Source organism: Mucilaginibacter sp. A5337 (assembly GCF_059690695.1).
The window spans coordinates 200232-221160 of the sequence record NZ_JCAWEC010000008.1; the positions used below are offsets into that span (position 1 = coordinate 200232).

The following is a 20929-nucleotide window of genomic DNA, read 5'->3' on the forward strand; positions in this document are numbered from 1 at the left end:
ATAACACTAACTCTTCCTTCTTTTTATAAGTTCCTGCATGTCCTGGCTTACCTTTTTGTCTGTTAACTTCGCGTAATGTTGTGTTTGTTTAATATTCATATGACCAAGCATCTTTGATACGGTTTCTATAGGTACGCCGTAATTAAGCGTGATTGTTGTGGCAAACGTATGTCTTGCTATATGGAAGGTCAGTTCTTTATTGATACCAGCAATTGCCGCAATTTCTTTTAAATACGCATTCATTTTTTGGTTGCTGAGGATCGGAATGGCCCGATCATTAGCAACACATTTTTCGTGATTTCTGTATTTTTTAATGATGGAAGTGGCTTCGGGTAGCATAGGCACCCTTGTCGATGTATTTGTTTTCTGACGGTTTGTGAAAATCCATTGGCTATTATCGATTCCTTCAACAATTTCGCTGAGTTTCAATTTTTCAACGTCAGCGTAGGAGAGGCCGGTATAACAACTAAATAAGAAAATGTCCCGGACAACTGTTAATCGGTCTGATGTGAATTTCTTCTTTGTAAGTTTCTGTATTTCTTGTTCTGTTAACACAACCCGCTCAACCCTTTTTTGGGTAAACTTGAAGTCGGCAAATGGATCAGTTGCCAGCCATCTGCTCTTAACACAAATCAATACGATCTTTTTTACATTCGACAAATATTTCATAGTCGAGTTGTGATTGCATTTCTGAATGCTTTTAAACCAAAAGCAGAACTCTGCGATGAACTCGTAATCCAATTTTTTAACGTCGATATCTACCTGGCCAAATTTCCAGACGATAAATGCGGCTGTATGGGTCAGGGTCGTTTCGTACCTTTTAATAGTGTTATGGGAAAATTCAGCCCCTACCAGGGTTTTCATTTGTTCATTATGTTTCCTGAAAACAGACAACAACGTCACTTTTTTTTCATCGATACCAGTCATTATGCCCTTGATCGCTTCAACTGTAATTTGCTTTTCAGACTCGATTAATTTCTTTTTTGCCTGGAAAACCGTTTGCTCCAGCGCATCGAGATAACCGTTTAATTCTTTAACAGATTCCTTTTTTCCTGTCGCACGCCCCGACTCGCTGCTCCAGGATTGTGGATCGCATTTTCGTTTGGTGGAAAGCTCTTTCGGTACGCCGTCGACTGTAATTCTTAAATAAATGGGTAGCGGTCCTGTCTGGTAGTTTTTGGGTTTTCTCATGAAGAATAATAACCCGAAGCTCTTTTCTAACATAGATACTTAAATAAAAAGGTAAAACAAATGTCGGAATCAAGCCACCATTAATCAAGATGTTCATGTGGTGTACATGTTTGATTGATAGTTAGTTATGTGGTTTTCAGTGAGTCTTTTTTGAAATTAAATTTACTCACTGAATCACTCACTGGAATTTTATGTTTATTTGCGAATTTTGAGTGGGTTTTAAAGCAAAAAAGCCCCAAATCATTGATTTTGGGGCTTTTTGAAGCACTTTGACTGTGCTTTTGTACTCAGAGCGGGAATCGAACCCGCACTCCGTTTACGGGAACAGGATTTTAAGTCCTGCGTGTCTACCAGTTCCACCATCTGAGCAGGTGTCTAACCTTTTAAAAATAAAACCCTTCTTTCAATCAGGAAGGGCTTTGAGCGAAAGACGAGATTCGAACTCGCGACCCCGACCTTGGCAAGGTCGTGCTCTACCAACTGAGCTACTTTCGCGTTGGTATTTTCCTCGCTTCGAGTTCGCTTTCGTTAACCGTTTGCTTATCTCGTTTGCGGGAGTGCAAATATAGGCAGAATTGTATACTCTGCAAGATAAATTTTAACTTTTTTTAAAATAGTTTATAACTCGCTGTTTTTCAAAATATCAGCTATCACCTCAGCTTCAAATCCGCGGCCCATGGCATACTGCTGTAACTTGTAACGGCGCTTAAGCTGGTTCTTTTCGGTTAGGGTAGCGGCTTTTTTTTGCAATAAAAGGGTTAATGCGGCAAGATAATCGTCAAAATCAATATTGAGCAGTGCTTTTTTGATCAGCACATCAGGCACTCGTTTAAGCTTAAGACCTTGTTTAATTTTAATGCGCCCCCAGGCTTTTTGGTTAAATTTACTTTTGGCATAGATCCTTGCAAATCGTTCTTCATTAAGAAAGTTGCCTTCAATCAACTGACTTATAATGTGCTCTACAGCATCGGGCCATAAACCCCACTCATAAAGCTTATCGCGTACTTCCTGTTGGGCACGTTCCTGGTATGCGCAAAAATGTTCGGCTTTGGCAAGGGCAACTTTCTCGTCGGTAATTTTAATTGGTTTGGGCTGATCCATTTAAAAGCCAAAATTCGTTAAAAATTATTCTATTTGTTTTAATATCTCCAAATTAGCAGCATGCCCAATAATTCATACGCTATATCCGCTATAAAAAAGATCATCAAGGCCGATGGCAACATTGTTGAAGATTATGCCATCAACGCACTTTTTACTGACAGCCGCCGGATTAATAACCCATCCGAAGGCTTATTCTTCGCCCTGAGCGGCAGGCGCAACGGGCATGAGTTTGTTGCCGAAGCTTATGCCGGCGGTGTCCGCAATTTTGTGGTGGAGCATGGTCCTGAGTTTAACCTGCCTGGTGCTAACTTTTTGATAGTGACCGATCCGCTGGTTGCTTTGCAAACCCTGGCAGCTTATCACCGCAGCTGTTTCAAGTTACAGGTAATTGGTATCACGGGCAGTAACGGCAAAACAATAGTTAAAGAGTGGCTGTACCAATTGCTTTCGGCCGATAAAAATATCGTTCGTAATCCTAAAAGTTATAACTCACAAATAGGTGTTCCGTTGTCCGTATGGCAAATCAATGATCGAAACGACCTCGGTATTTTTGAAGCAGGCATCTCCACTGTAAAGGAGATGAATAAGCTAGAGGCTATTATTAAGCCCGAAATAGGGGTGCTTACCCATATGGGTCCGGCGCACGACGAAGGCTTTGAATCGCCGGGACAAAAACTTCTGGAAAAGCTGGGACTGTTTAAGAACAGCAGGCTGTTAATCCATAATTACGATCAGCTGATAGGTTATGAAAAAGATATTGCGGCAAAAGAAACTTTTACCTGGAGCCGCAAATTCCGCGAAGCTGATCTGTATGTTTTCAGTGAGACAGTGATCTCTAAAAATTATTATTTCCGGGCCCGTTACCAGGGTAAAGAGATAGAGTGCCTTGTTCCTTTTACTGATCAGGCTTCGGTAGAAAATGCTATTACCTGCTGGGCTACTATGCTGGCTTTAGGCTACAGCCCTGTTGAGGCCGATAAACGTATTGAGCGCCTGGCCCCGGTAAGCATGCGGTTGGAATTGAAAAACGGGGTAAACAACTGTTCTGTTATTGATGATTCATATAATTCCGATCTGCAATCGCTTGAAATAGCGCTTAATTTTTTATCGCAGCAAAACCAGCATCAAAAAAAGACACTGATCCTGTCGGATATTTATCAATCGGGCTTGCAGCAGGATGTACTGTACAAACAGGTGGCTGATTTGATCAGGACAAAAAAGATAGACAAGTTTGTTGGTGTTGGTGAAGCTTTGCTTGGCCATCAGCCGTATTTTGATGTGGCTGAACAGCATTTTTATACCGATACTACCACATTATTGCAGCAGCTAAAGGCGCTCAATTTTAAAGATGAAACCATCCTTATAAAAGGTTCAAGGAGTTTTGAGTTTGAGCAGATAAGCCGTGCCTTAGCCCAAAAGGCGCATGAAACGGTTATGGAAATCAACCTCAACTCTTTACTCAATAACCTCAATTTCTATAAGTCGAAACTTAAACCAGGCGTAAAAGTAATGGCGATGGTTAAGGCATTTAGCTATGGCAGTGGCACATTTGAGGTAGCCAATATGCTGCAATACAATAAAGTTGATTACCTGGCGGTGGCTTATATAGATGAAGGAGTGGCTTTACGGCAAGCCGGCATCATCCTGCCCATCAAAGTGCTCAATCCCGAAGCCTCGGCATTTGATAAGCTCACCGAATACAAGCTTGAGCCGGTAATTTATAGCTTTGGTTTGTTAGATGATTTTGTGGGGTATGCTTCGGCGCAGGGAATCGTCGGTTACCCGGTACACCTTAAAATTGATACAGGCATGCACCGCCTCGGTTTTGAAAATTATGAGATCGAAACCCTGTGTGATATGCTGGAGGCTAACCGTTATGTGCGTGTGCAATCGGTATTTTCACATTTAGCAGCAAGCGAAGCCCCCGAGCATGACGAGTTTACCAAAAAACAGATCAAGCGTTTTGAGAAAGCTTTTAAAGAGATAGAACGAACACTGGGCTACAAGGTGATTAAGCACATCTGTAACACTGCCGGAATTATTCGCTGGCCTTCGGCGCATTATAATATGGTTCGGTTAGGGATAGGCTTGTATGGAATTGATTCATCGGTGCCGGCCTCAGATGCCGGTTTGCAACCTATTGCCAGCTTAAAAACCAGTGTTGCCCAGGTTAAAAAGATAGGAGCGGGAGATACTGTTAGTTATGGTCGGAGCGGCAGTCTTTTAAAAGATGGTAAAATAGCTACCATCCGCATCGGCTATGCCGATGGCTACCTTCGCGCTTTTGGTAAAGGTGTTGGCAAAATGCTGGTAAAAGGTACGCTGGTACCTACAGTAGGTAATATTACCATGGATATGTGTATGCTTGATGTTAGCGGGTTGGATGTACGTGAAGGCGACGAGGTAATTATATTTGACGAGCACCAGCGTATTGAAGAACTGGCAAAACAGATAGGCACTATCCCCTACGAAATATTAACCAATATTTCGCAAAGGGTAAAACGGGTTTATTTTTACGAGTAGGATTAAACGCTCTGTGGGATTTCTTGTAAATAGTCGGGCGAATTAGTTTTAGTCGGGGTTTTTAATATGCTCGGTTATACAGGCAATCAGATTTTCTTTTGCTTTTTCGTAGCGGGTAGCTGTAAATTTCGTTGCAGTTTCCCATTTGATATCTGCTTTAGTAACAGCAACATCCTCTTTCAAGATTATCATTAACGAATCGGTTAAGGTTAGTCTGTGGGCGGGGGATTCCTTCAATAATTTTAACCATTTTGCATGTATCCATTGTAACGCAAGCCCTTGTTGATGTTCCCATTTACCTAAATTTTTGATTTGTTTAATTAAAGATATCAACTCACGCATTAATTCAACTTTTTTCATAAAATCGATTAAAAGGTATAAAACCCAAAAAGTGTTTGATTGAGCTAATACAGGTAGTTTTAGAAGCGCATAGTCTTTTGGAGTATCGGAGTGTAATATAAACATTATCTTTAACTAAAGGTTTCTTTTAATTTCAAATAACTTAGTCTTTTCCGCATTATTGAAATAGTTTCACTTTAAAATAGCTGGGTAGACTAACCAAACGACACCTGTGATACGATGTAAACATAATATGCTTTATAGTGATCATCTAAACTGGTCGGCACGAGGAGACTGCCATAGTAACTTTAGGCGCTGCAAGCACACTTTATGATTTAAATTTTATACCAATTTAAAAGAGTGTATTTTTACCCGTAAAATCAGCGGCTTAAAATGAACAGGTTAGCGCGGGCATTATTCAGGTATTTTATAAAAGGCATGTTGGTGGTTGTGCCTGTGGGCGCAGCTATTTTCCTGATGTATTGGGCCGTTGCAAGTATTGATAAGGCACTTAACCTGAGCGATTTTTTGGTTGATAAAACCGGAAAACATATATACATACCCGGCTTAGGGATCCTGAACGTAGTGGTTGTTATCATGATTATGGGGGTACTGGTTACCAATGTAATTACCGAGCCTATCAAAGCCTGGTTTAAGCGTTGGTTTGCGCGTTTGCCCATCTTCGCATTCCTGTATTCTTCAATAAAAGATTTAACTGAAGCCTTTGTGGGGGAGGAGAAAAAGTTCAATGAGCCGGTATTGGTTGAAGTAAACGAGTTTGGTTTAAAAAAGATAGGCTTTCTGGTTCAAAAAGATCTGGCAAAGATCGGTTTACCTGGCGAAGTTGCTGTGTATTTCCCATATTCATATTCATTTGCCGGGCAGGTGGTTATTGTTGCCGCCGATAAAGTAAAACCAATGGATAAAAGTGCCGCCGATGTGATGAAATTTGTGATATCGGGAGGTGTGAGTGGGTTGGATTAAACAATTGCCTGATTTTAAATACGATCTTATCCTACCTTAAAAAGAAGCGCTGGTCCGACAAAAAAGCGGGGAGGGAGTATCGCCTGTGCGCAGAAGCATTTTTTTGTCTTGATGTTTGGTTACTTTGCATCTAAGGTAAAGTAACTGGCCCGCCCGGCCAAGAGGGCGACGGTGGAAGTTACTATAACAAAATTTATTATTTATCCTATTTGGGATTGCTTCGGATCCTATAGTGGATTGTTAGATATGTTTTCTTGATTTTTGTTATCAATTTGGCGTTGCCTTCGGCCCGGGCTTTCCGCTCATACGCCTGCAGGCATTATGCTCAAGGCCGGTATCCGCTGCAATCCCTAACGCTGGCCTGTGCATCATAACTGTGAAAGCTGAAACAGTATATCTTTATTTATATGCAATTCTGGTTTTTACAAGGCTGTCGTCTTGGTTATTATGTACAATGACGTAATAGGGGTGTTGTTTTTGCCTTCTGAAGTTGTGGAATTATGGTACTGCTTCCACCTCCTTCGAATCCACCACCCCGGCTTTCTTAAAGCTTCTGATCGCCAGGAAAACAGCTATCAGCATTAAAACCGCACCTAAAATATACGGAGCACCCGGAAAATAGGTTGATGTATTACGATGGGTAAACAAATGAAATACCGAACTCATTAACAGCGGACCGATAATCACTGCCAAGCTGCTGATACTGGTCAATGAGCCCTGCAATTCCCCTTGTTGTTTAGCTGATACCGTACTGGTAATCATGCCTTGTAATGAAGGCCCCGAAATGCCGCCCAGGCAATATGGAACCATGAATACGTACATCATCCAACCCTGGTTTGCGAAGGCAATAAGCGTTAAACCTATGGTATAAAAAAGCAATCCCGCTATGATATTCTTCTCTTGCCCGAATTTTGGGATGGTAAACCTGATCAAGCCGCCCTGTATCGCTACCAGCACAATGCCAATGAAAAAGCCTAAAAAGCCAATGCTTTTTAACTGCCAGTCAAACTTTTCGGTTACGTAAAATGATAGCACATATTCAACTGCCTTTTGTGCAATATATACCAATGAAAATGCACCAATCAACCCTGTTAACGATTGATAGCGCGATAAGTTCCGTAATGAACTTACTGGATTGGCCTTTTTCCATTCAAAGCGCCTGCGGTTTTTCATATTTAAGGATTCGGGTAAAACAAAATAGCCGTAGGTTGCATTAAGTAAAGCCAGCCCTGCTGCCAGCATAAAAGGAAAACGTACGTTCAGTGCGCCTAAAAAGCTTCCTGTACCTATGCCAATGATAAATCCAAGTCCGGATGCTGCTCCAACCAAACCAAAATTTGCCGCCCGGTTTTTACCGGTACTAATATCGGCTATGTAAGCGGTAGCAGTAGTATTGCTGGCGCCTGCAAAGCCTGCTATTGCCCGGCCGATAAATAACCAGGCCACCGTAGGGGCAAAGGCCATAAAAATATAATCTATCCCAAATCCAATAAGTGAGCCTAACAGTACCGGTCTGCGGCCATATCTGTCGCTCAGGTTGCCCAAAAGTGAAGAAAATAGGAACTGCATGGATGCATAAGTGAAGGTGAGATAGCCGTTGTATTGCGCCGCAGTACTCACATCCATGTTGCCCAGTTTCTCGAGCAGCGACGGCATTACCGGGATAATGATGCCTAAACCAAGCACATCAATAAAAAGCGTTACGAAAATAAACCCTAAGGCGGCGGTATGTTTCTTTTTAGGTTTGGCGCTCATTAATAATGATAAAGGTTTAAGCAAGTTAAAAGTTTTATTACGGGCTGTTTTACAGTTTAATATTTAATTTATACTTGTGCTGTTATTGATGGGCAGCTCGCCGTTGTTGGTGTTGTCACCAACAACTTTACGCCCTGCCTTTTAATAATGGTGGGCAGATATTATAAAAATACGGGGGCCTAAAATGTTGTTGGTGACAACACCAACAACGGGCGAGCAATCGCATGCTATACAGGGCGGATATGCTTCCGTGCAATTGCCGCGCTCCGCTTATAATGACATGGCTTTTGTTTAATCTCCCAATAATTTTCATCTCCCGAATACTCATTACAACAACACCAACAACAGCAAAGCTTTAAGCTTTGTGCATTCTGCTTTTGGCTTTTAATGCAACGCAGCTACAGCGTCAACATCCTTTGCCGATGTCTTCTTCACGTTTTTAAAATTACGGATGGCAAGCAAAGCGCTTATCAGCATCAGTATCGCACCTAAAATAAATGGCGCTCCGGGCAAAAAGAAAGGCCTTTTATCGTTGGTGAAATAATAAAATAAAGTAGTCATTACCCATGGGCCAAAAATGGCGCTTAGGCTCATGAGGCTGGTTAAGCCGCCTTGTAACTCGCCCTGCTCGTTGGCGGGTACCTGGTTGGTCATAATACCCTGTAAAGCCGGACCTGCAATGCCGCCGAGGGCGTAAGGAACCATAAAGGCAAACATCATCCAGCCTTGTGTTGCCATGGCAAACAGGATTAGGCCGATGCTATATAGCAGCAATCCAACCCAAATACAGCGCTCCATGCCCAGTTTAGGCAGTATGATACGCATCAGTCCTCCCTGTACAAGGGCTATCATTAAGCCAATAAAGGCAAGGGAATAGCCTACGGTATCCTCACCCCATTTAAATTTTTCGAAGGTGAAATAGGTCCAAACGTTTTGCACCGCTTGTCCGGCAAAATACACCAGGAATAATGATAATGCCAAACCCATTACCGAAGGGTATTTTTTTAGCTGCAACAATGCCCCCAATGGGTTTGCCCTTTTTGCATCAAACGGGCGACGATGCGCTTCATCCAATGATTCGGGCAGGATGAAGAAACCGTAAATGGCGTTTAAAAATGCCAGGCCGGCAGCTGCAAAAAACGGATATTGTACATCCATTTTACCCAGCACACCGCCAATTGCCGGGCCAATGATAAAGCCAAGGCCAAAGGCAACACCTATCATTCCAAAGTTTTGGGCGCGTTTTTCAGGCGTGCTTACGTCGGCAATATAGGCTGAGGCGGTAGTAAAGCTGGCGCCGGTAATACCTGCGATGGCCCGTCCTAAAAACAGCCAGCCTATTGATGGCGCAAAGGCAAGGAACAAATAATCGACACCGAAACCAAGCAGAGAACAAAGCAATACCGGGCGACGGCCATACTTATCGCTCAGGTTCCCAATCATCGGCGAAAACAGGAATTGCATCACCGAATAAGCCAGCGTTAAAAAACCTGCATAAAGCGAAGCCTCACTAAGGCCGGCGTGGATCAGTTTTTCAATAAGCTTGGGTAGTACGGGTATAATGATACCTAAACCAACTACATCAATCAGTAAAGTAATAAAAATAAAGCCTAAAGCCTTCTGCGGTTTATTTTGGGCGGAATTGTCCATGGTGCAAAATAAATTATTAAGGTTAATAATTGTTAAAATAATTGTATTTAAAATAATTTACCACTAACTTCAACTATATAATTAGTTAAACCTATGAAACCACACAAATCAATCATGCTGGTACCGGCTTTGCTGGTTATGCAAAGCGCATTTGCGCAAAAAAACCATCTTACGTTATCAGATAATTATCCATCGCCAACGGAAAAAGTTAAGATCACCTATGATCCGGCAGGGACACCTGTTGCCGGCAAGAAGGATATCGGCGCAGAGATCTACTACATTGACGGAAAGGACAACCCTGCAACCGACATCGATCTGAAAGCTGACGGAAGTTCATTGTCAGGTGATTTCACTATCCCGGCCACGGCGAAGGCTTTCTTTATAAAAATATTTAGTGACGGTGATATTGATAACAATAACGATAAAGGATATGTTTATTTAGTTTATAAGGATAAAAAACCTGTTCAGGGCGCTTATGAAGCCCAAGGTTATATATTAAGTGGTGTTGGTAACAATTTTGCCAAAATAAAGACCGACTCTGAAGAAGGCCTGGCATTGTTTAAAAAAGAGTATGATGCCTATCCTCAGGCCGAGAAGCCTTATCAGTTTAATTACTATTACATATTAGCGAAGAAAAAAGATCCCGCTACTACTGCCACGTTAAATGCAAAGGTTAAATCGTTTGAAAAAAGCACGGTGGAAAAAGACCTGATCCTTGCCGCCAATATCCTGAACTGGCGAAACCAAAAACCATCTGCTGATTCATTGGGTGAAATAATTAAAGCTAAATACCCCAAAGGCGAATCGGTGAAGAATGATGCCGAATTTGCGATGATGCGTGAGCATGACGTGCACAAAAAGGATTCGCTTTATATTGCTTATGTGACCAAATTTCCTGAAATGAGCACCTATAAAGGCGGAAGAATAGATTTTATAAGAGGGCAGTTAGCCGGCGGTTTTTTAAGAGCTGGTGATACCGTGGCATTTAATAAATACGCAACGTTAACTCAAGACAAAATGAGCATAACAATGAGCTACAATAATATGGCTTATGAATGGGCGCAAAAAGGCGAGAATCTTAATCAGGCCGAAAAGCTTTCAAAGCAAACGCTGGATATCATTAATGAAAAAATGAAAAATCCGATGGTGTCATCATTCATGTCGGTAAATGATGCAAAAAAGCAAAACCAAATTGTTTATAATATCTATGCTGATACTTATGCATTCATTTTATATAAAGAGAAAAAATATGATGAGGCACTTAAGTATCAGAAAGAACTTTATGCCAGCAACAAGGATAATGACCCTACCACAAACGAGCATTACGTACTCATTTTAAATGCGCTTGGTAAATACTCAGAAGCGAAAGATGTAATTGAAAGCGCATTTAAGGTGGCTAAAGTTTCACCTGCGTTAAAGGAGGAATTAAAAAAAGCTTACGTTGGTGTAAAGGGCGATGATACAGGTTACGATGAATATCTGACCGGATTAACAGGCATTGCAAAAGATAAAAAGAGGGAAGAGGTGGCTAAGCAGATGATCAATCAGCCGGCTACAAAATTTGCCCTTAAGGACTTTGCAGGAAACAACGTTTCGCTGGTCGATTTAAAAGGTAAAATTGTGATAGTTGATTTTTGGGCTACCTGGTGTGGCCCTTGTAAAGCCTCTTTCCCGGGGATGCAAATGGCCGTAAATAAATATAAGGATGATCAGGATGTGAAGTTCCTGTTTATCGATACCTGGGAAAACGGTGATAATTATATTGATGGTGTAAAGAAGTTTATTGCCGATAATAAATATACCTTCAATGTGCTCGTAGACGAGAAAGGCGGTGATGGCAGGCAATCAAAGGTGGTAACACAATTTGGCGTAACCGGGATCCCAACCAAGTTTATTATTGATAAAAACGGCAACATCCGCTTTAAAGTTGTGGGTTTCGATGGCTCGGCAGAAGGATTGGTTGATGAAGTGAGCACGATGATTGATATGGCCAAAGAACCAGCCATAGCTGAGGCTGCTGCAACACCTAAGCAAAGCATGAAATAGCTAATTGCAACCCTAAAACTATATCCAACAAAAATGCCGCCCTGATGGAGCGGCATTTTTTATTTTGAAGCCTGTTAAAAGTTTGGCTTAAGTACGTATTTGTTGTAAAAGCGGGTGATGTGTTCAACTGCTTCTTCGGCGGTGTCAACTACACGGTACAGGTTTAGGTCGTCGGGGTTGATGTTGTGTTGCTCGTTCAGCATTTTTTCCTCAACCCAGGCAAACAGGCCCTTCCAGTATTCAACCCCAACAAAAATGATAGGGAAGCGGGCTATTTTACCGGTTTGGATGAGGGTGATGGCCTCGAACGATTCGTCCATAGTGCCAAAGCCACCGGGTAAAATGATAAAGCCCTGCGAGTATTTCATAAACATAACCTTGCGGATAAAGAAGTAATCAAACTCCATAATCTTATCCCTGTCGATGTATTTGTTGTGGAACTGCTCAAAAGGTAATTCGATGTTTAAGCCTACCGATTTACCGCCGTTTTCGTAAGCACCTTTGTTGGCTGCTTCCATTATACCTGGGCCACCACCCGATATTACGCCATAGCCATGCTCGGTAAGCAAGCGGGCTGTTTCTTCGGCCAGTTTGTAGTACTTGTTATCGTTATGTGTACGGGCTGATCCGAAGATGGATACGCAAGGGCCTATCTTGGCCAGTTTTTCAAAGCCGTCAACAAATTCGGCCATTATTTTAAAGATCTGCCAGGAGTCGGTAACTTTAATTTCCTGCCAGTTTTTGTTCTCGAACGCTTGTCTTATTTTATCTTCTCCGGTCATAGCCTTTTATTAGTCCGAAAAGTCCGAAAGTCGGACGTCCGGGAGTGTGTTTGTTAAGTCCGAAAGTCCGGGAAGTCCGAAAGTCCGGGAGTTTTATCTTATATTAATTAATGCAAAGTACAAAGAAAATTGATTCCGGTTTATTAGTCATTTAACTTTTTAATTACCCAATCTCAGGACTTTCCGACTGACGGACTTCGGACTTCCTCGAAGAGGATACCCACAACCCAACAAATGTGATTAGTCCGTTCACAATGATGAGTTCGTTACCAAAAACATATCCGCCTAAAATTGATTTTGATTCGGCATTTAGAAAATAACATATAGCAGGAGAGAGTACGCAAATGAAAGGCACCAGTTTATCCATTACCTGCCTGTTGCTTACAAACAAGCCAAATGAATACAAGCCAAGTAATGGGCCGTAAGTGTAAGATGCTACGCTGAATATAGCGCTTACTACTGCTTCGTTATTAATGGCGTTAAATATAATAATGGTCAAGAACATCAGCCCCGAAAAGGCTATGTGTACCCAATGCCGCACGGCCACCATCTTTTTGCTGTTTACATCGCTACGCTTATTAAAGCCTAAAAAGTCCACACAAAAGGAAGTGGTTAGCGCCGTAAGGGCCGAATCGGTAGTGGCAAAGGTGGCGGCTGTTAATCCCAGCATAAATATCATTGCCGGAACAAGCCCAAGATATTGGAGGGCTATGGTAGGGTACAGATAATCGGTTTTGGTAACGTTGATGCCGTTTTTAGCTGCATACATATAAAGCAAAGCGCCAACGCTCAGGAAAAAGATATTGATCACTACAAAAACGCCAACAAAGCTGAACATGTTTTTTTGTGCTTCTTTGATGTTTTTAAGGCTGAGGTTTTTCTGCATCAGGTCCTGATCGAGCCCGGTCATGCCTATGGTAATGAACATGGCCCCTAAAAATTGTTTCCCTAAATGCAGCTTGCTGCTCATGAAATCGTTAAAGAAAAATATTTTGGAGTAGCTGCTGTTTTTGATGGTTTCGGCAGCCTCAAAAATGTTCATGTGCAGGCTCTGGCAAATAAAGTATATCGACAGGAAAACCGATAGCACCAGGAAAAACGTTTGCAGGCTATCGGTAATGATAATGGTTTTTAATCCGCCTTTAAAGGTGTACGACCAGATAAGCAGCAAACATATCAATACTGTAACGGCAAAGGGTACGTGGTAACTATCAAAGATGAATTTCTGCAATACGATAACCACAAGGTATAACCGGAATGCCGAGCCGATAACGCGGCTTACCAAAAAGATGGCTGCCGCAGTTTTATAGCTCCAAACACCTAAAGCACCTTCAATATAACTATAAATGGACGTGAGCTTAAGCCGGTAGTATAATGGGAGTAATACGGTGGCTATAATAATAAACCCTGCTGCGTTACCCAGCACAAACTGAAAATAAGCAAACTGATCCGTACCAACCTTGCCCGGTACAGAGATAAATGTAACCCCGCTCAATGCCGTGCCAATCATCCCGAAGGCAACCAGGTACCATTTTGAATTTCGGTTGGCTACGAAGAATGTATCATTATCCGAGGATTTTTTTGATGTAAGCCAGGAGATGATCAGTAAAACCAAAAAGTAACCAATAATGAATGATAATAATACTCCGGGCGACATAGGCATTTTTTTAGTCCGGAGTCGGAAGTCCGAAAGTCGGGTGAGTCCGAAAGTCGGTAAGTCCGAAAGTCCGAAAGATTTTTATTTAGTCCGGAAATCGGGAAAGTCCGAAAGTCCGGAGGATTTTTTGCAAAATACAAATACATTGTAAGATTTGCCAATCATAACTTATCTGCTTTAAATTTTCTAAATCTACTTTCCCGGCTTCCGGACTTGCCGACTTTCGGACTTCCGACTTAAATTCCCTACCTTCGCACAATGAATTTCTCGTCCAAATTACTGGAAAATGCTGTAGCCGAATTTGCCAAATTACCGGGTGTTGGTCAAAAGACTGCCCTGCGTTTGGTGCTGCATTTACTTAACCAGGATAAGCAGGATGTTGAACGATTTAGTACCGCGGTAACCAAGCTTCGCAACGAAATACAGTTTTGCCGCGTTTGTCATAATATATCTGATTTGCCTGTTTGTGAGATTTGCTCATCGCACCGCCGCGATCATAGCCTCATTTGCGTGGTTGAGGATACCCGCGATGTAATGGCCATCGAAAATACCAATCAGTTTAATGGTGTTTATCATGTGCTTGGCGGCTTAATATCGCCAATGGATGGCGTTGGGCCGTCAGATTTGCAGGTGGATACCCTCATTGAACGCCTTAAGCCAACAGCTGATAATGAGGTAAAAGAGGTGGTTTTTGCACTCAGCGCCACTATGGAGGGTGACACAACGCTGTTCTATCTTCATAAAAAATTAAAAAGTTTCAATATTACCATTACAACCATAGCTCGTGGCATAGCTTTTGGTGGTGAATTAGAGTACGTGGACGAAATAACTTTGGGCCGCTCGATAGCTACCCGCGTTCCGTATGAAAATTCACTATCAAAGTAAGTATGAAACTATCAATAGTTGTTGTAAGCCATAATACCTGCAACCTGCTCAGAATTGCCCTGAATGCAGCGATCAAGGCTGCCCAGGACGTTAGTCACGAGGTTTTTGTGGTCGACAATGCCTCGGCCGACAAGTCCGTTGCCATGCTTAATACCGAATTTCCTGATGTGAAAATAATAGCCAACGATAAAAATGAGGGCATGGCGCGCGCCTACAATCATGCGCTTAAATTGGCTACAGGCGAGTATATTTTACTGGTCAATGCGGATACAATTACAGGCAAGAAGACAGTAGAGAAAGCACTTGAGTTTATGGACATGCACATTGAAGCCGGTGGTTTAGGTGTACGCATGATAACTCCAGAAGGTAAATTTCTGAAAGAGTCAAAACGCGGCTTTAACAAACCATGGGAAACTTTCTTTAAGCTAACAGGGCTGGCAAAACATTTCTCCAAATCAAGGCTCACTAACCCGGAGAGTAAAGACTGGGTAGAAGAGTTTCAGACTTCTGAGTCGGATATCATAAACGGTGCTTTCATGTTATTGCGTAAAGAAGCCCTTAATCACATAGGCTTAATGGATGAGCGTTTTCATACCTATGGTTATGATATTGATTATTCGTACCGCATCAGGCTTGCAGGGTTTAAAAATTACTATTTCCCCAAAACATATATCATCAACTTTAACATACAAAACAAGGTTAAATTTAGCTGGATACACATTAAGGAATATTATGGTGCGATGATTATCTTCGCCTCCAAATATTTATTTAAGGTGCCTGAACTTAAGGTGGAGGGCATCCCCCAGTTAATTCCTCCTTCGTATGAAGTTAAATGATAAGGTTGTTATAATTACCGGCGCTTCGTCGGGTATCGGAAAATCGCTTGCTTATGAATGTGCTAAGCGCGGCGCCCATGTGGTGCTGGCAGCAAGGCAATACGTTACACTTTGCCAGGTTACCGAAAAATTACAGCAGGAATATAAGATCAAAGCGCTTGCCATACAATGCGATGTAACTGTTGAGGACGATTGCAAACAACTCATTAAGCAAACACTCACCACATTTGGTAAAGTTGATGTATTGATCAACAACGCCGGTATGTCTATGCGGTCGCTGTTTAAAGACGCCGACCTTAATGTGTTGAAGACCTTAATGGATGTGAACTTTTGGGGCACGGTTTATTGTACCAAATACGCATTGCCCGAAATTATCAAGACCAAAGGTAGCATAGTAGGGGTATCGTCTATAGCAGGATATAAAGGTTTGCCGGGCCGCTCTGGGTATTCGGCATCAAAATTTGCGATGAACGGCTTTTTAGATTCGTTACGGGTTGAAAACCTCAAAACCGGCGTTCATGTATTAACTGCCTGCCCTGGCTTTACCGCATCAAATATCCGTAATACAGCTTTAAATAGCGAAGGCAAACAGCAAGGCGAAAGTACCCTTGAAGAACAAAAAATGATGAGCAGCGATGAGGTAGCTAAAATTATAGCCGATGGCATAGAAAACCGCAGCCGCACCCTCATCATGACCGGCCAGGGCAAGCTAACCGTAGCCCTAAGTAAATTTGTCCCGGCTTTTTTAGATAAAATGGTGTATAACGTTTTTACAAAGGAGCGGGATCCGTTACTGCGTTAGTCATTTTTGGTAGCCATCAGGTCATTGTGTCATTATTTCATTGGGTAATTGAATCATTGCTTTTAAGGCGATAAAAGTGGCTTAATGATGTAATGACCCAACGACCAACAACGCTCTCAAAGCGATAAAATGACTTAATGACCCAATGACCTAATGACCCACAAGTTCATACGCACTTATCCTGCTCAAATCCAATACAACGCGGCCTGTTTCATCGCGCTCAAATACGGGTTTAAATTTAGCATCCCATATAAAGTCATCGTACTGGTAGGAGGTACGTGAGTGGATGGTTTGTGAAAAAGTATCATCGAATGTTTTGAGGCTGACGGTTAAGCCGGCTTGCCTGCGTTGAAGTTCTTCGGAGGTGATGTCTTTAATAGGGCTGTTATCATCAAGCGGGTGCACTACCGTCCAGTTCAGGGTAAGGATGCTAACGCGGGTACGTTCCAGTTCCAGCTGGAAAAATTTACGTACAGTTTTGCCGTTCTCCTCGTCGTTATAGCTAAAAACTACCTCCATTTCCAGATCGATCAGGATATTCTTCCGTTCGTTAGCCAGACGAAACATCAGTCCTTTGCCGCCATCACGATAAGGGGCGATAAGCACATTGCGGCTATACATGATCTTGGCCGAAGGGCGTGAAAAGCGACCATAAAGTAAACCTGTAGCCAAAGCGAATGCCAGCAAACCCATCATGGATTCGAGTGCTGCTATAGTATTAGGTATAATACCCTTGGGGCTGATGTGCCCGTAGCCTACCGTTGATATGGTTTGTGCCGAGAAAAAGAAGGCATCCATAAATCGATCGAAGCTATCGTTGCCGCTTTTACCGTCTAAAACATCTGGCCCGAGCGAAAAATAAATAAGGGCAAAAATGATGTTTACCGTGAAGTACGCACTGAAAACAATGAACCAGAACTTGCGCCAGCTCATGGTAATCAGCGAATGGTAATTGTTGGCTGTACTTAAAAATGGCAGACCAGTACGCTTTACGTTGATAGTACCATCCTTATTAATAACCGGCTGGCTCTTGATAACCGGCTGGGTACCAAAACCAAGATCGTCTTCCGGGTTAATTTTATCTTTACGTATGGCCATGGAGCTAATTAGTGAATTGTTGAGTTAGTGATTTAGTGAATTTTTGATTGAACGCGGGCAATACCGCAGATCCAATAAATCAACAGCTAAAATATCGAATTTAAGTAATCTTGGATTGCTTTCCAGATTAAATCACTAATTCGCTAACTCGATAATTCATTAACTGACCTTAATTCACTAACTCAATAATTCACTAAGTGATTAAATTCTGTTTGTTTTTATAAAAACTATTTACATATTTGTGCCAACAAGTAACAATGATAAAATTAAACAGCAATTGGTGGTGGCTTAACGAGTAATCGTAAGGCAATTCCGTGTTTGTTTGAAAAATATATTCAGGAGGGTTGCCATACGGCAGCCCTTTTTTTATGTCTGGCCCCGGCCCCTAAAGGGGGAAGAATTTGCGAAGGGGCAGGAAAATGGAAATAACGATTTATGCATATTAACTCCCCCTTTAGGGGGTTGGGGGGTAAATGAAACAGATACTTAATCATCTTTTTGAGCACAAAACCTTTAGCAGGGAACAATCTAAAGGCATTTTGATGAACATTGCGCAAGGCAAATACAACAATGCGCAAATGGCAGCCTTCATGACGGCCTATTGTATGCGAAGCATCACTGTTGAAGAACTGGAAGGTTTCCGCGATGCGATGCTGGAGCTTTGTTTGCCGGTTGACCTGGAAACTGATGGCCTTATCGACCTTTGTGGTACCGGCGGTGACGGCAAGGATACTTTCAATATCTCCACGTTGGCCTCATTTGTGGTTGCGGGTGCTGGTTACAAAGTAGCTAAGCACGGTAACTATGGCGTATCATCAGGTTGTGGCTCATCAAATGTAATGGAGTATTTGGGCTATCAGTTTACTAATGATATGGATAAACTGAAACGCAGTACAGATGAGGCAAACATCTGTTTTCTGCATGCACCATTGTTCCACCCGGCTATGAAAACCGTAGCGCCAATCCGTAAAGAACTTGGTGTTAAAACCTTCTTTAATATGTTAGGCCCCATGGTTAACCCGGCTAAGCCAGATAATCAGTTGGTAGGGGTATTTAACCTGGAACTTGCACGTGTGTATGCTTACCTGTACCAAAAATCAACTACAAAATATACCATCATAAACGCGCTTGAAGGTTACGATGAAATTTCATTAACCTGCGATTTTAAAACTTTCTCGGCCGATGGTGAAAAGATCAATAGTGTAGAAGACCTGGGTTTTGAATTGCTTGATCCGAAAGAGATCATCGGTGGTGATACCGTTGAGGCTTCGGCAGCTATATTTAGTAATGTACTTAAGGGAGATGGGACAACGGCTCAAAATAACGTAGTATTGGCTAATGCTGCGCTGGCTATCAGAACCATAAACCCCGAAAAAACTTTTGGCGATTGTTTTTATGAGGCAGAGGAAGCATTGCTTGGTAAAAAGGCATTGAAAAGCTTTAATAATTTATTGCAAAACTAAGCCATGAAAATAAAGGTTTGCGGTTTAAAACATCCTGAAAATATTGAAGCGGTTACCACTTTGCAGCCCGACTATGTTGGTTTTATTTTCTATGGAAAATCGCCCCGGTATATGGCAGGTTTAGCGGTTGATGCATTGCAAACCATACCTGCTTCTGTCAAAAAAACCGGTGTTTTTGTAAATGAGAACGCCGAAAATATTGAAAAGCTGATTGCTGAATATGGCTTTGATGCCGTTCAATTTCACGGCGATGAAAGCCCTGAGTTTTGCGCGAAGTTTAAAGGCAAGGTGACTGTAATAAAGGCATTTGGCCTTAATGAGAACTTTGATTTTGAGCAATTGAAGGATTATGCCAACAATGTTGATCTTTTCCTGTTCGATACCAAAACAAAAGAATATGGTGGCTCGGGTAAAACTTTTGATTGGGCCATTCTTGATCAATATAAACTGGATGTCCCTTTCTTTTTATCAGGCGGAATAGGCCCTGAAAATATAGCTGAAGTTAAAAATATTAAACATCCTCAATTTTACGGGGTTGACCTTAACAGCAGGTTTGAAATTGAACCTGGCCTAAAGAATATTGAAAAACTAAAAGACACATTTAATGTCGTCAAAAATAAAACACAGATGAAATACGGAGTTAACGAACAAGGTTATTATGGCGATTTTGGGGGAGCATACATTCCCGAAATGTTATATCCTAACGTAGAGGAATTAAGGCAACAATACCTCAATATTATAAATGATGAGGGTTTTAAAGCCGAGTTTGATGATCTGTTAAAAAATTATGTTGGCAGGCCTTCGCCGTTATATCATGCCAAAAGGTATTCAGAAAAATATGGTGCTAATATCTTCTTTAAAAGGGAGGACCTGAACCATACCGGCTCGCATAAGATCAATAATGCCATAGGGCAGATCTTACTTGCTAAACGCCTTGGCAAAAAACGTATCATCGCCGAAACCGGTGCAGGGCAGCATGGGGTTGCAACAGCAACTGTATGCGCTTTAATGGGCATTGAATGTGTGGTTTACATGGGCGAAATTGATATGGCCCGCCAGGCACCTAACGTGTCGCGTATGAAAATGCTGGGTGCAAAGGTGGTACCGGCAACATCGGGAAGTAAAACACTTAAAGATGCTACCAACGAGGCCCTGCGCGATTGGATAGGCAACCCTGTTGATACGCATTATATCATAGGTTCGGTAGTTGGTCCGTATCCATACCCTGATATGGTGGCCCGTTTTCAGTCTGTTATTTCTGCTGAAACAAAAAAACAATTGGTAGAGCATACAGGCAGCGAATTACCACAATACGTATTGGCCTGTGTAGGCGGCGGCAGTAATGCTATGGGCATGTTTTATCATTTCCTGGATGATGAAAGCGTGAAACTGGTAGCAGTTGAAGCGGCAGGTAAGGGTGTAAACAGCGGCGAATCTGCTGCTACTACAGCCTTAGGCAACGAGGGGGTATTGCATGGCAGTCGTACCATCCTGATGCAAACTGAAGACGGGCAGGTTGTTGAGCCTTACTCTATTTCGGCTGGTTTGGATTATCCTGGTATTGGTCCGCAGCACGCGCATTTATTTAAAAGCCACCGCGGCGAATACGTAAGCATTACCGATGATGAAGCTTTACAGGCCGGCTTACTTTGCTGTCAGTTGGAAGGGATCATTCCGGCCATCGAAACAGCCCATGCCTTGGCTCAATTGGAGAAAATGAAGTTTGAGCCAAACGATAATGTAGTGATCTGCATTTCGGGCAGGGGAGATAAGGACCTGGATACTTATATTAAATATTTCGGCTATTAGAATAGTTC

The 20929-nt window shown here is 42.1% G+C and carries 16 protein-coding genes and 2 tRNA genes; 8 read left to right on the forward strand and 10 right to left on the reverse strand.

The window, feature by feature from the left end; translation table 11 throughout:
* Positions 1–6: 6 nt before the first annotated feature.
* From AC59JO_RS25400 to AC59JO_RS25415, 4 genes are all read right to left on the reverse strand, one after another.
* Positions 7–1191: a site-specific integrase gene (locus AC59JO_RS25400; RefSeq protein ID WP_497309004.1), complete on the reverse strand. Its 1185-nt coding sequence runs from the start codon at positions 1189–1191 to the stop codon at positions 7–9.
* A 284-nt stretch (positions 1192–1475) separates the two neighbouring features.
* A tRNA-Leu gene (locus AC59JO_RS25405) sits at positions 1476–1560 on the reverse strand.
* Between the two features lie 53 nt (positions 1561–1613).
* Positions 1614–1686: transfer RNA gene (locus AC59JO_RS25410), tRNA-Gly, on the reverse strand.
* A 123-nt stretch (positions 1687–1809) separates the two neighbouring features.
* Positions 1810–2292, reverse strand: a complete 483-nt coding sequence (locus AC59JO_RS25415; RefSeq protein WP_413666752.1) for a regulatory protein RecX — start codon at positions 2290–2292, stop codon at positions 1810–1812.
* Positions 2293–2352: 60 nt separating this feature from the next.
* Here AC59JO_RS25415 and AC59JO_RS25420 point away from each other — a divergent pair, with 60 nt between their 5' ends.
* Positions 2353–4815: a bifunctional UDP-N-acetylmuramoyl-tripeptide:D-alanyl-D-alanine ligase/alanine racemase gene (locus AC59JO_RS25420; RefSeq protein ID WP_413666753.1), complete on the forward strand. Its 2463-nt coding sequence runs from the start codon at positions 2353–2355 to the stop codon at positions 4813–4815.
* A 48-nt stretch (positions 4816–4863) separates the two neighbouring features.
* Here the strand turns inward: AC59JO_RS25420 and AC59JO_RS25425 are convergent, their stop codons facing one another.
* Entirely contained in the window at positions 4864–5175 is a 312-nt protein-coding gene (locus AC59JO_RS25425; RefSeq protein WP_413666754.1) for a hypothetical protein, read from the reverse strand.
* A 372-nt stretch (positions 5176–5547) separates the two neighbouring features.
* Between AC59JO_RS25425 and AC59JO_RS25430 the strand changes: the two genes are divergently transcribed.
* A complete protein-coding gene (locus tag AC59JO_RS25430) occupies positions 5548–6138 on the forward strand; it encodes a DUF502 domain-containing protein (RefSeq protein ID WP_413666755.1) in 591 nt (196 codons plus the stop codon).
* A 498-nt stretch (positions 6139–6636) separates the two neighbouring features.
* Here the strand turns inward: AC59JO_RS25430 and AC59JO_RS25435 are convergent, their stop codons facing one another.
* Both AC59JO_RS25435 and AC59JO_RS25440 read right to left on the reverse strand, forming a co-directional pair.
* Complete coding sequence (locus AC59JO_RS25435; RefSeq protein WP_413666756.1) at positions 6637–7893, reverse strand: TCR/Tet family MFS transporter; 1257 nt, start codon at positions 7891–7893, stop codon at positions 6637–6639.
* 384 nt (positions 7894–8277) lie between these two features.
* Entirely contained in the window at positions 8278–9543 is a 1266-nt protein-coding gene (locus AC59JO_RS25440) for a TCR/Tet family MFS transporter (protein WP_497309008.1), read from the reverse strand.
* A gap of 93 nt (positions 9544–9636) precedes the next feature.
* On the opposite strand from AC59JO_RS25440, the gene AC59JO_RS25445 reads away from it, so the two are divergent.
* Complete coding sequence (locus tag AC59JO_RS25445; protein ID WP_497309010.1) at positions 9637–11589, forward strand: TlpA family protein disulfide reductase; 1953 nt, start codon at positions 9637–9639, stop codon at positions 11587–11589.
* 74 nt (positions 11590–11663) lie between these two features.
* On the opposite strand, the gene AC59JO_RS25450 is transcribed toward AC59JO_RS25445, so the two are convergent.
* Complete coding sequence (locus tag AC59JO_RS25450) at positions 11664–12371, reverse strand: LOG family protein (protein WP_413666759.1); 708 nt, start codon at positions 12369–12371, stop codon at positions 11664–11666.
* Between the two features lie 163 nt (positions 12372–12534).
* Positions 12535–14028 (reverse strand): sodium:solute symporter, encoded by a 1494-nt coding sequence (locus AC59JO_RS25455; protein WP_413666760.1) that lies wholly within the window; start codon positions 14026–14028, stop codon positions 12535–12537.
* A gap of 258 nt (positions 14029–14286) precedes the next feature.
* On the opposite strand from AC59JO_RS25455, the gene recR reads away from it, so the two are divergent.
* Genes recR through AC59JO_RS25470 form a run of 3 tightly spaced genes read left to right on the forward strand, consistent with a single transcriptional unit; the run spans position 14287 to position 16551 of the window.
* The gene (gene recR, locus AC59JO_RS25460; protein WP_413666761.1) at positions 14287–14913 is read left to right on the forward strand and encodes a recombination mediator RecR; all 627 of its coding nucleotides are present in this window, start codon (positions 14287–14289) and stop codon (positions 14911–14913) included.
* A gap of 2 nt (positions 14914–14915) precedes the next feature.
* Positions 14916–15749, forward strand: coding sequence for a glycosyltransferase family 2 protein (locus tag AC59JO_RS25465; RefSeq protein WP_497309013.1), 834 nt, complete (start codon positions 14916–14918; stop codon positions 15747–15749).
* Positions 15736–16551: an SDR family oxidoreductase gene (locus tag AC59JO_RS25470; protein WP_497309015.1), complete on the forward strand. Its 816-nt coding sequence runs from the start codon at positions 15736–15738 to the stop codon at positions 16549–16551. The genes AC59JO_RS25465 and AC59JO_RS25470 overlap by 14 nt, the downstream gene beginning before the upstream one ends.
* Before the next feature lie 150 nt (positions 16552–16701).
* Here the strand turns inward: AC59JO_RS25470 and AC59JO_RS25475 are convergent, their stop codons facing one another.
* On the reverse strand, positions 16702–17649 hold the full coding sequence (locus AC59JO_RS25475) for an ion channel (protein WP_413666764.1): 948 nt from the start codon (positions 17647–17649) through the stop codon (positions 16702–16704).
* 473 nt (positions 17650–18122) lie between these two features.
* On the opposite strand from AC59JO_RS25475, the gene trpD reads away from it, so the two are divergent.
* Together trpD and AC59JO_RS25485 are read left to right on the forward strand one after the other, a co-directional pair.
* On the forward strand, positions 18123–19112 hold the full coding sequence (trpD, locus tag AC59JO_RS25480) for an anthranilate phosphoribosyltransferase (protein WP_497309017.1): 990 nt from the start codon (positions 18123–18125) through the stop codon (positions 19110–19112).
* A gap of 3 nt (positions 19113–19115) precedes the next feature.
* Positions 19116–20921 carry a bifunctional phosphoribosylanthranilate isomerase/tryptophan synthase subunit beta gene (locus AC59JO_RS25485; RefSeq protein ID WP_497309019.1) on the forward strand — a complete coding sequence of 602 codons (1806 nt, stop codon included), beginning with the start codon at positions 19116–19118 and terminating at the stop codon, positions 20919–20921.
* The last annotated feature ends 8 nt before the right edge of the window (positions 20922–20929 follow it).

Excerpts from the sequence above, each read along its gene's own strand:
- AC59JO_RS25415 (WP_413666752.1), bottom strand. The coding sequence starts at position 2,292 with ATGGATCAGCCCAAACCAATTAAAATTACCGACGAGAAAGTTGCCCTT.
- AC59JO_RS25455 (WP_413666760.1), bottom strand. The coding sequence starts at position 14,028 with ATGTCGCCCGGAGTATTATTATCATTCATTATTGGTTACTTTTTGGTT.
- AC59JO_RS25425 (WP_413666754.1), bottom strand. The coding sequence starts at position 5,175 with ATGAAAAAAGTTGAATTAATGCGTGAGTTGATATCTTTAATTAAACAA.
- AC59JO_RS25470 (WP_497309015.1), top strand. The coding sequence starts at position 15,736 with ATGAAGTTAAATGATAAGGTTGTTATAATTACCGGCGCTTCGTCGGGT.
- trpD (WP_497309017.1), top strand. The coding sequence starts at position 18,123 with ATGAAACAGATACTTAATCATCTTTTTGAGCACAAAACCTTTAGCAGG.
- AC59JO_RS25400 (WP_497309004.1), bottom strand. The coding sequence starts at position 1,191 with ATGAGAAAACCCAAAAACTACCAGACAGGACCGCTACCCATTTATTTA.
- recR (WP_413666761.1), top strand. The coding sequence starts at position 14,287 with ATGAATTTCTCGTCCAAATTACTGGAAAATGCTGTAGCCGAATTTGCC.
- AC59JO_RS25430 (WP_413666755.1), top strand. The coding sequence starts at position 5,548 with ATGAACAGGTTAGCGCGGGCATTATTCAGGTATTTTATAAAAGGCATG.
- AC59JO_RS25450 (WP_413666759.1), bottom strand. The coding sequence starts at position 12,371 with ATGACCGGAGAAGATAAAATAAGACAAGCGTTCGAGAACAAAAACTGG.
- AC59JO_RS25445 (WP_497309010.1), top strand. The coding sequence starts at position 9,637 with ATGAAACCACACAAATCAATCATGCTGGTACCGGCTTTGCTGGTTATG.
- AC59JO_RS25475 (WP_413666764.1), bottom strand. The coding sequence starts at position 17,649 with ATGGCCATACGTAAAGATAAAATTAACCCGGAAGACGATCTTGGTTTT.
- AC59JO_RS25465 (WP_497309013.1), top strand. The coding sequence starts at position 14,916 with ATGAAACTATCAATAGTTGTTGTAAGCCATAATACCTGCAACCTGCTC.
- AC59JO_RS25485 (WP_497309019.1), top strand. The coding sequence starts at position 19,116 with ATGAAAATAAAGGTTTGCGGTTTAAAACATCCTGAAAATATTGAAGCG.
- AC59JO_RS25440 (WP_497309008.1), bottom strand. The coding sequence starts at position 9,543 with ATGGACAATTCCGCCCAAAATAAACCGCAGAAGGCTTTAGGCTTTATT.
- AC59JO_RS25420 (WP_413666753.1), top strand. The coding sequence starts at position 2,353 with ATGCCCAATAATTCATACGCTATATCCGCTATAAAAAAGATCATCAAG.
- AC59JO_RS25435 (WP_413666756.1), bottom strand. The coding sequence starts at position 7,893 with ATGAGCGCCAAACCTAAAAAGAAACATACCGCCGCCTTAGGGTTTATT.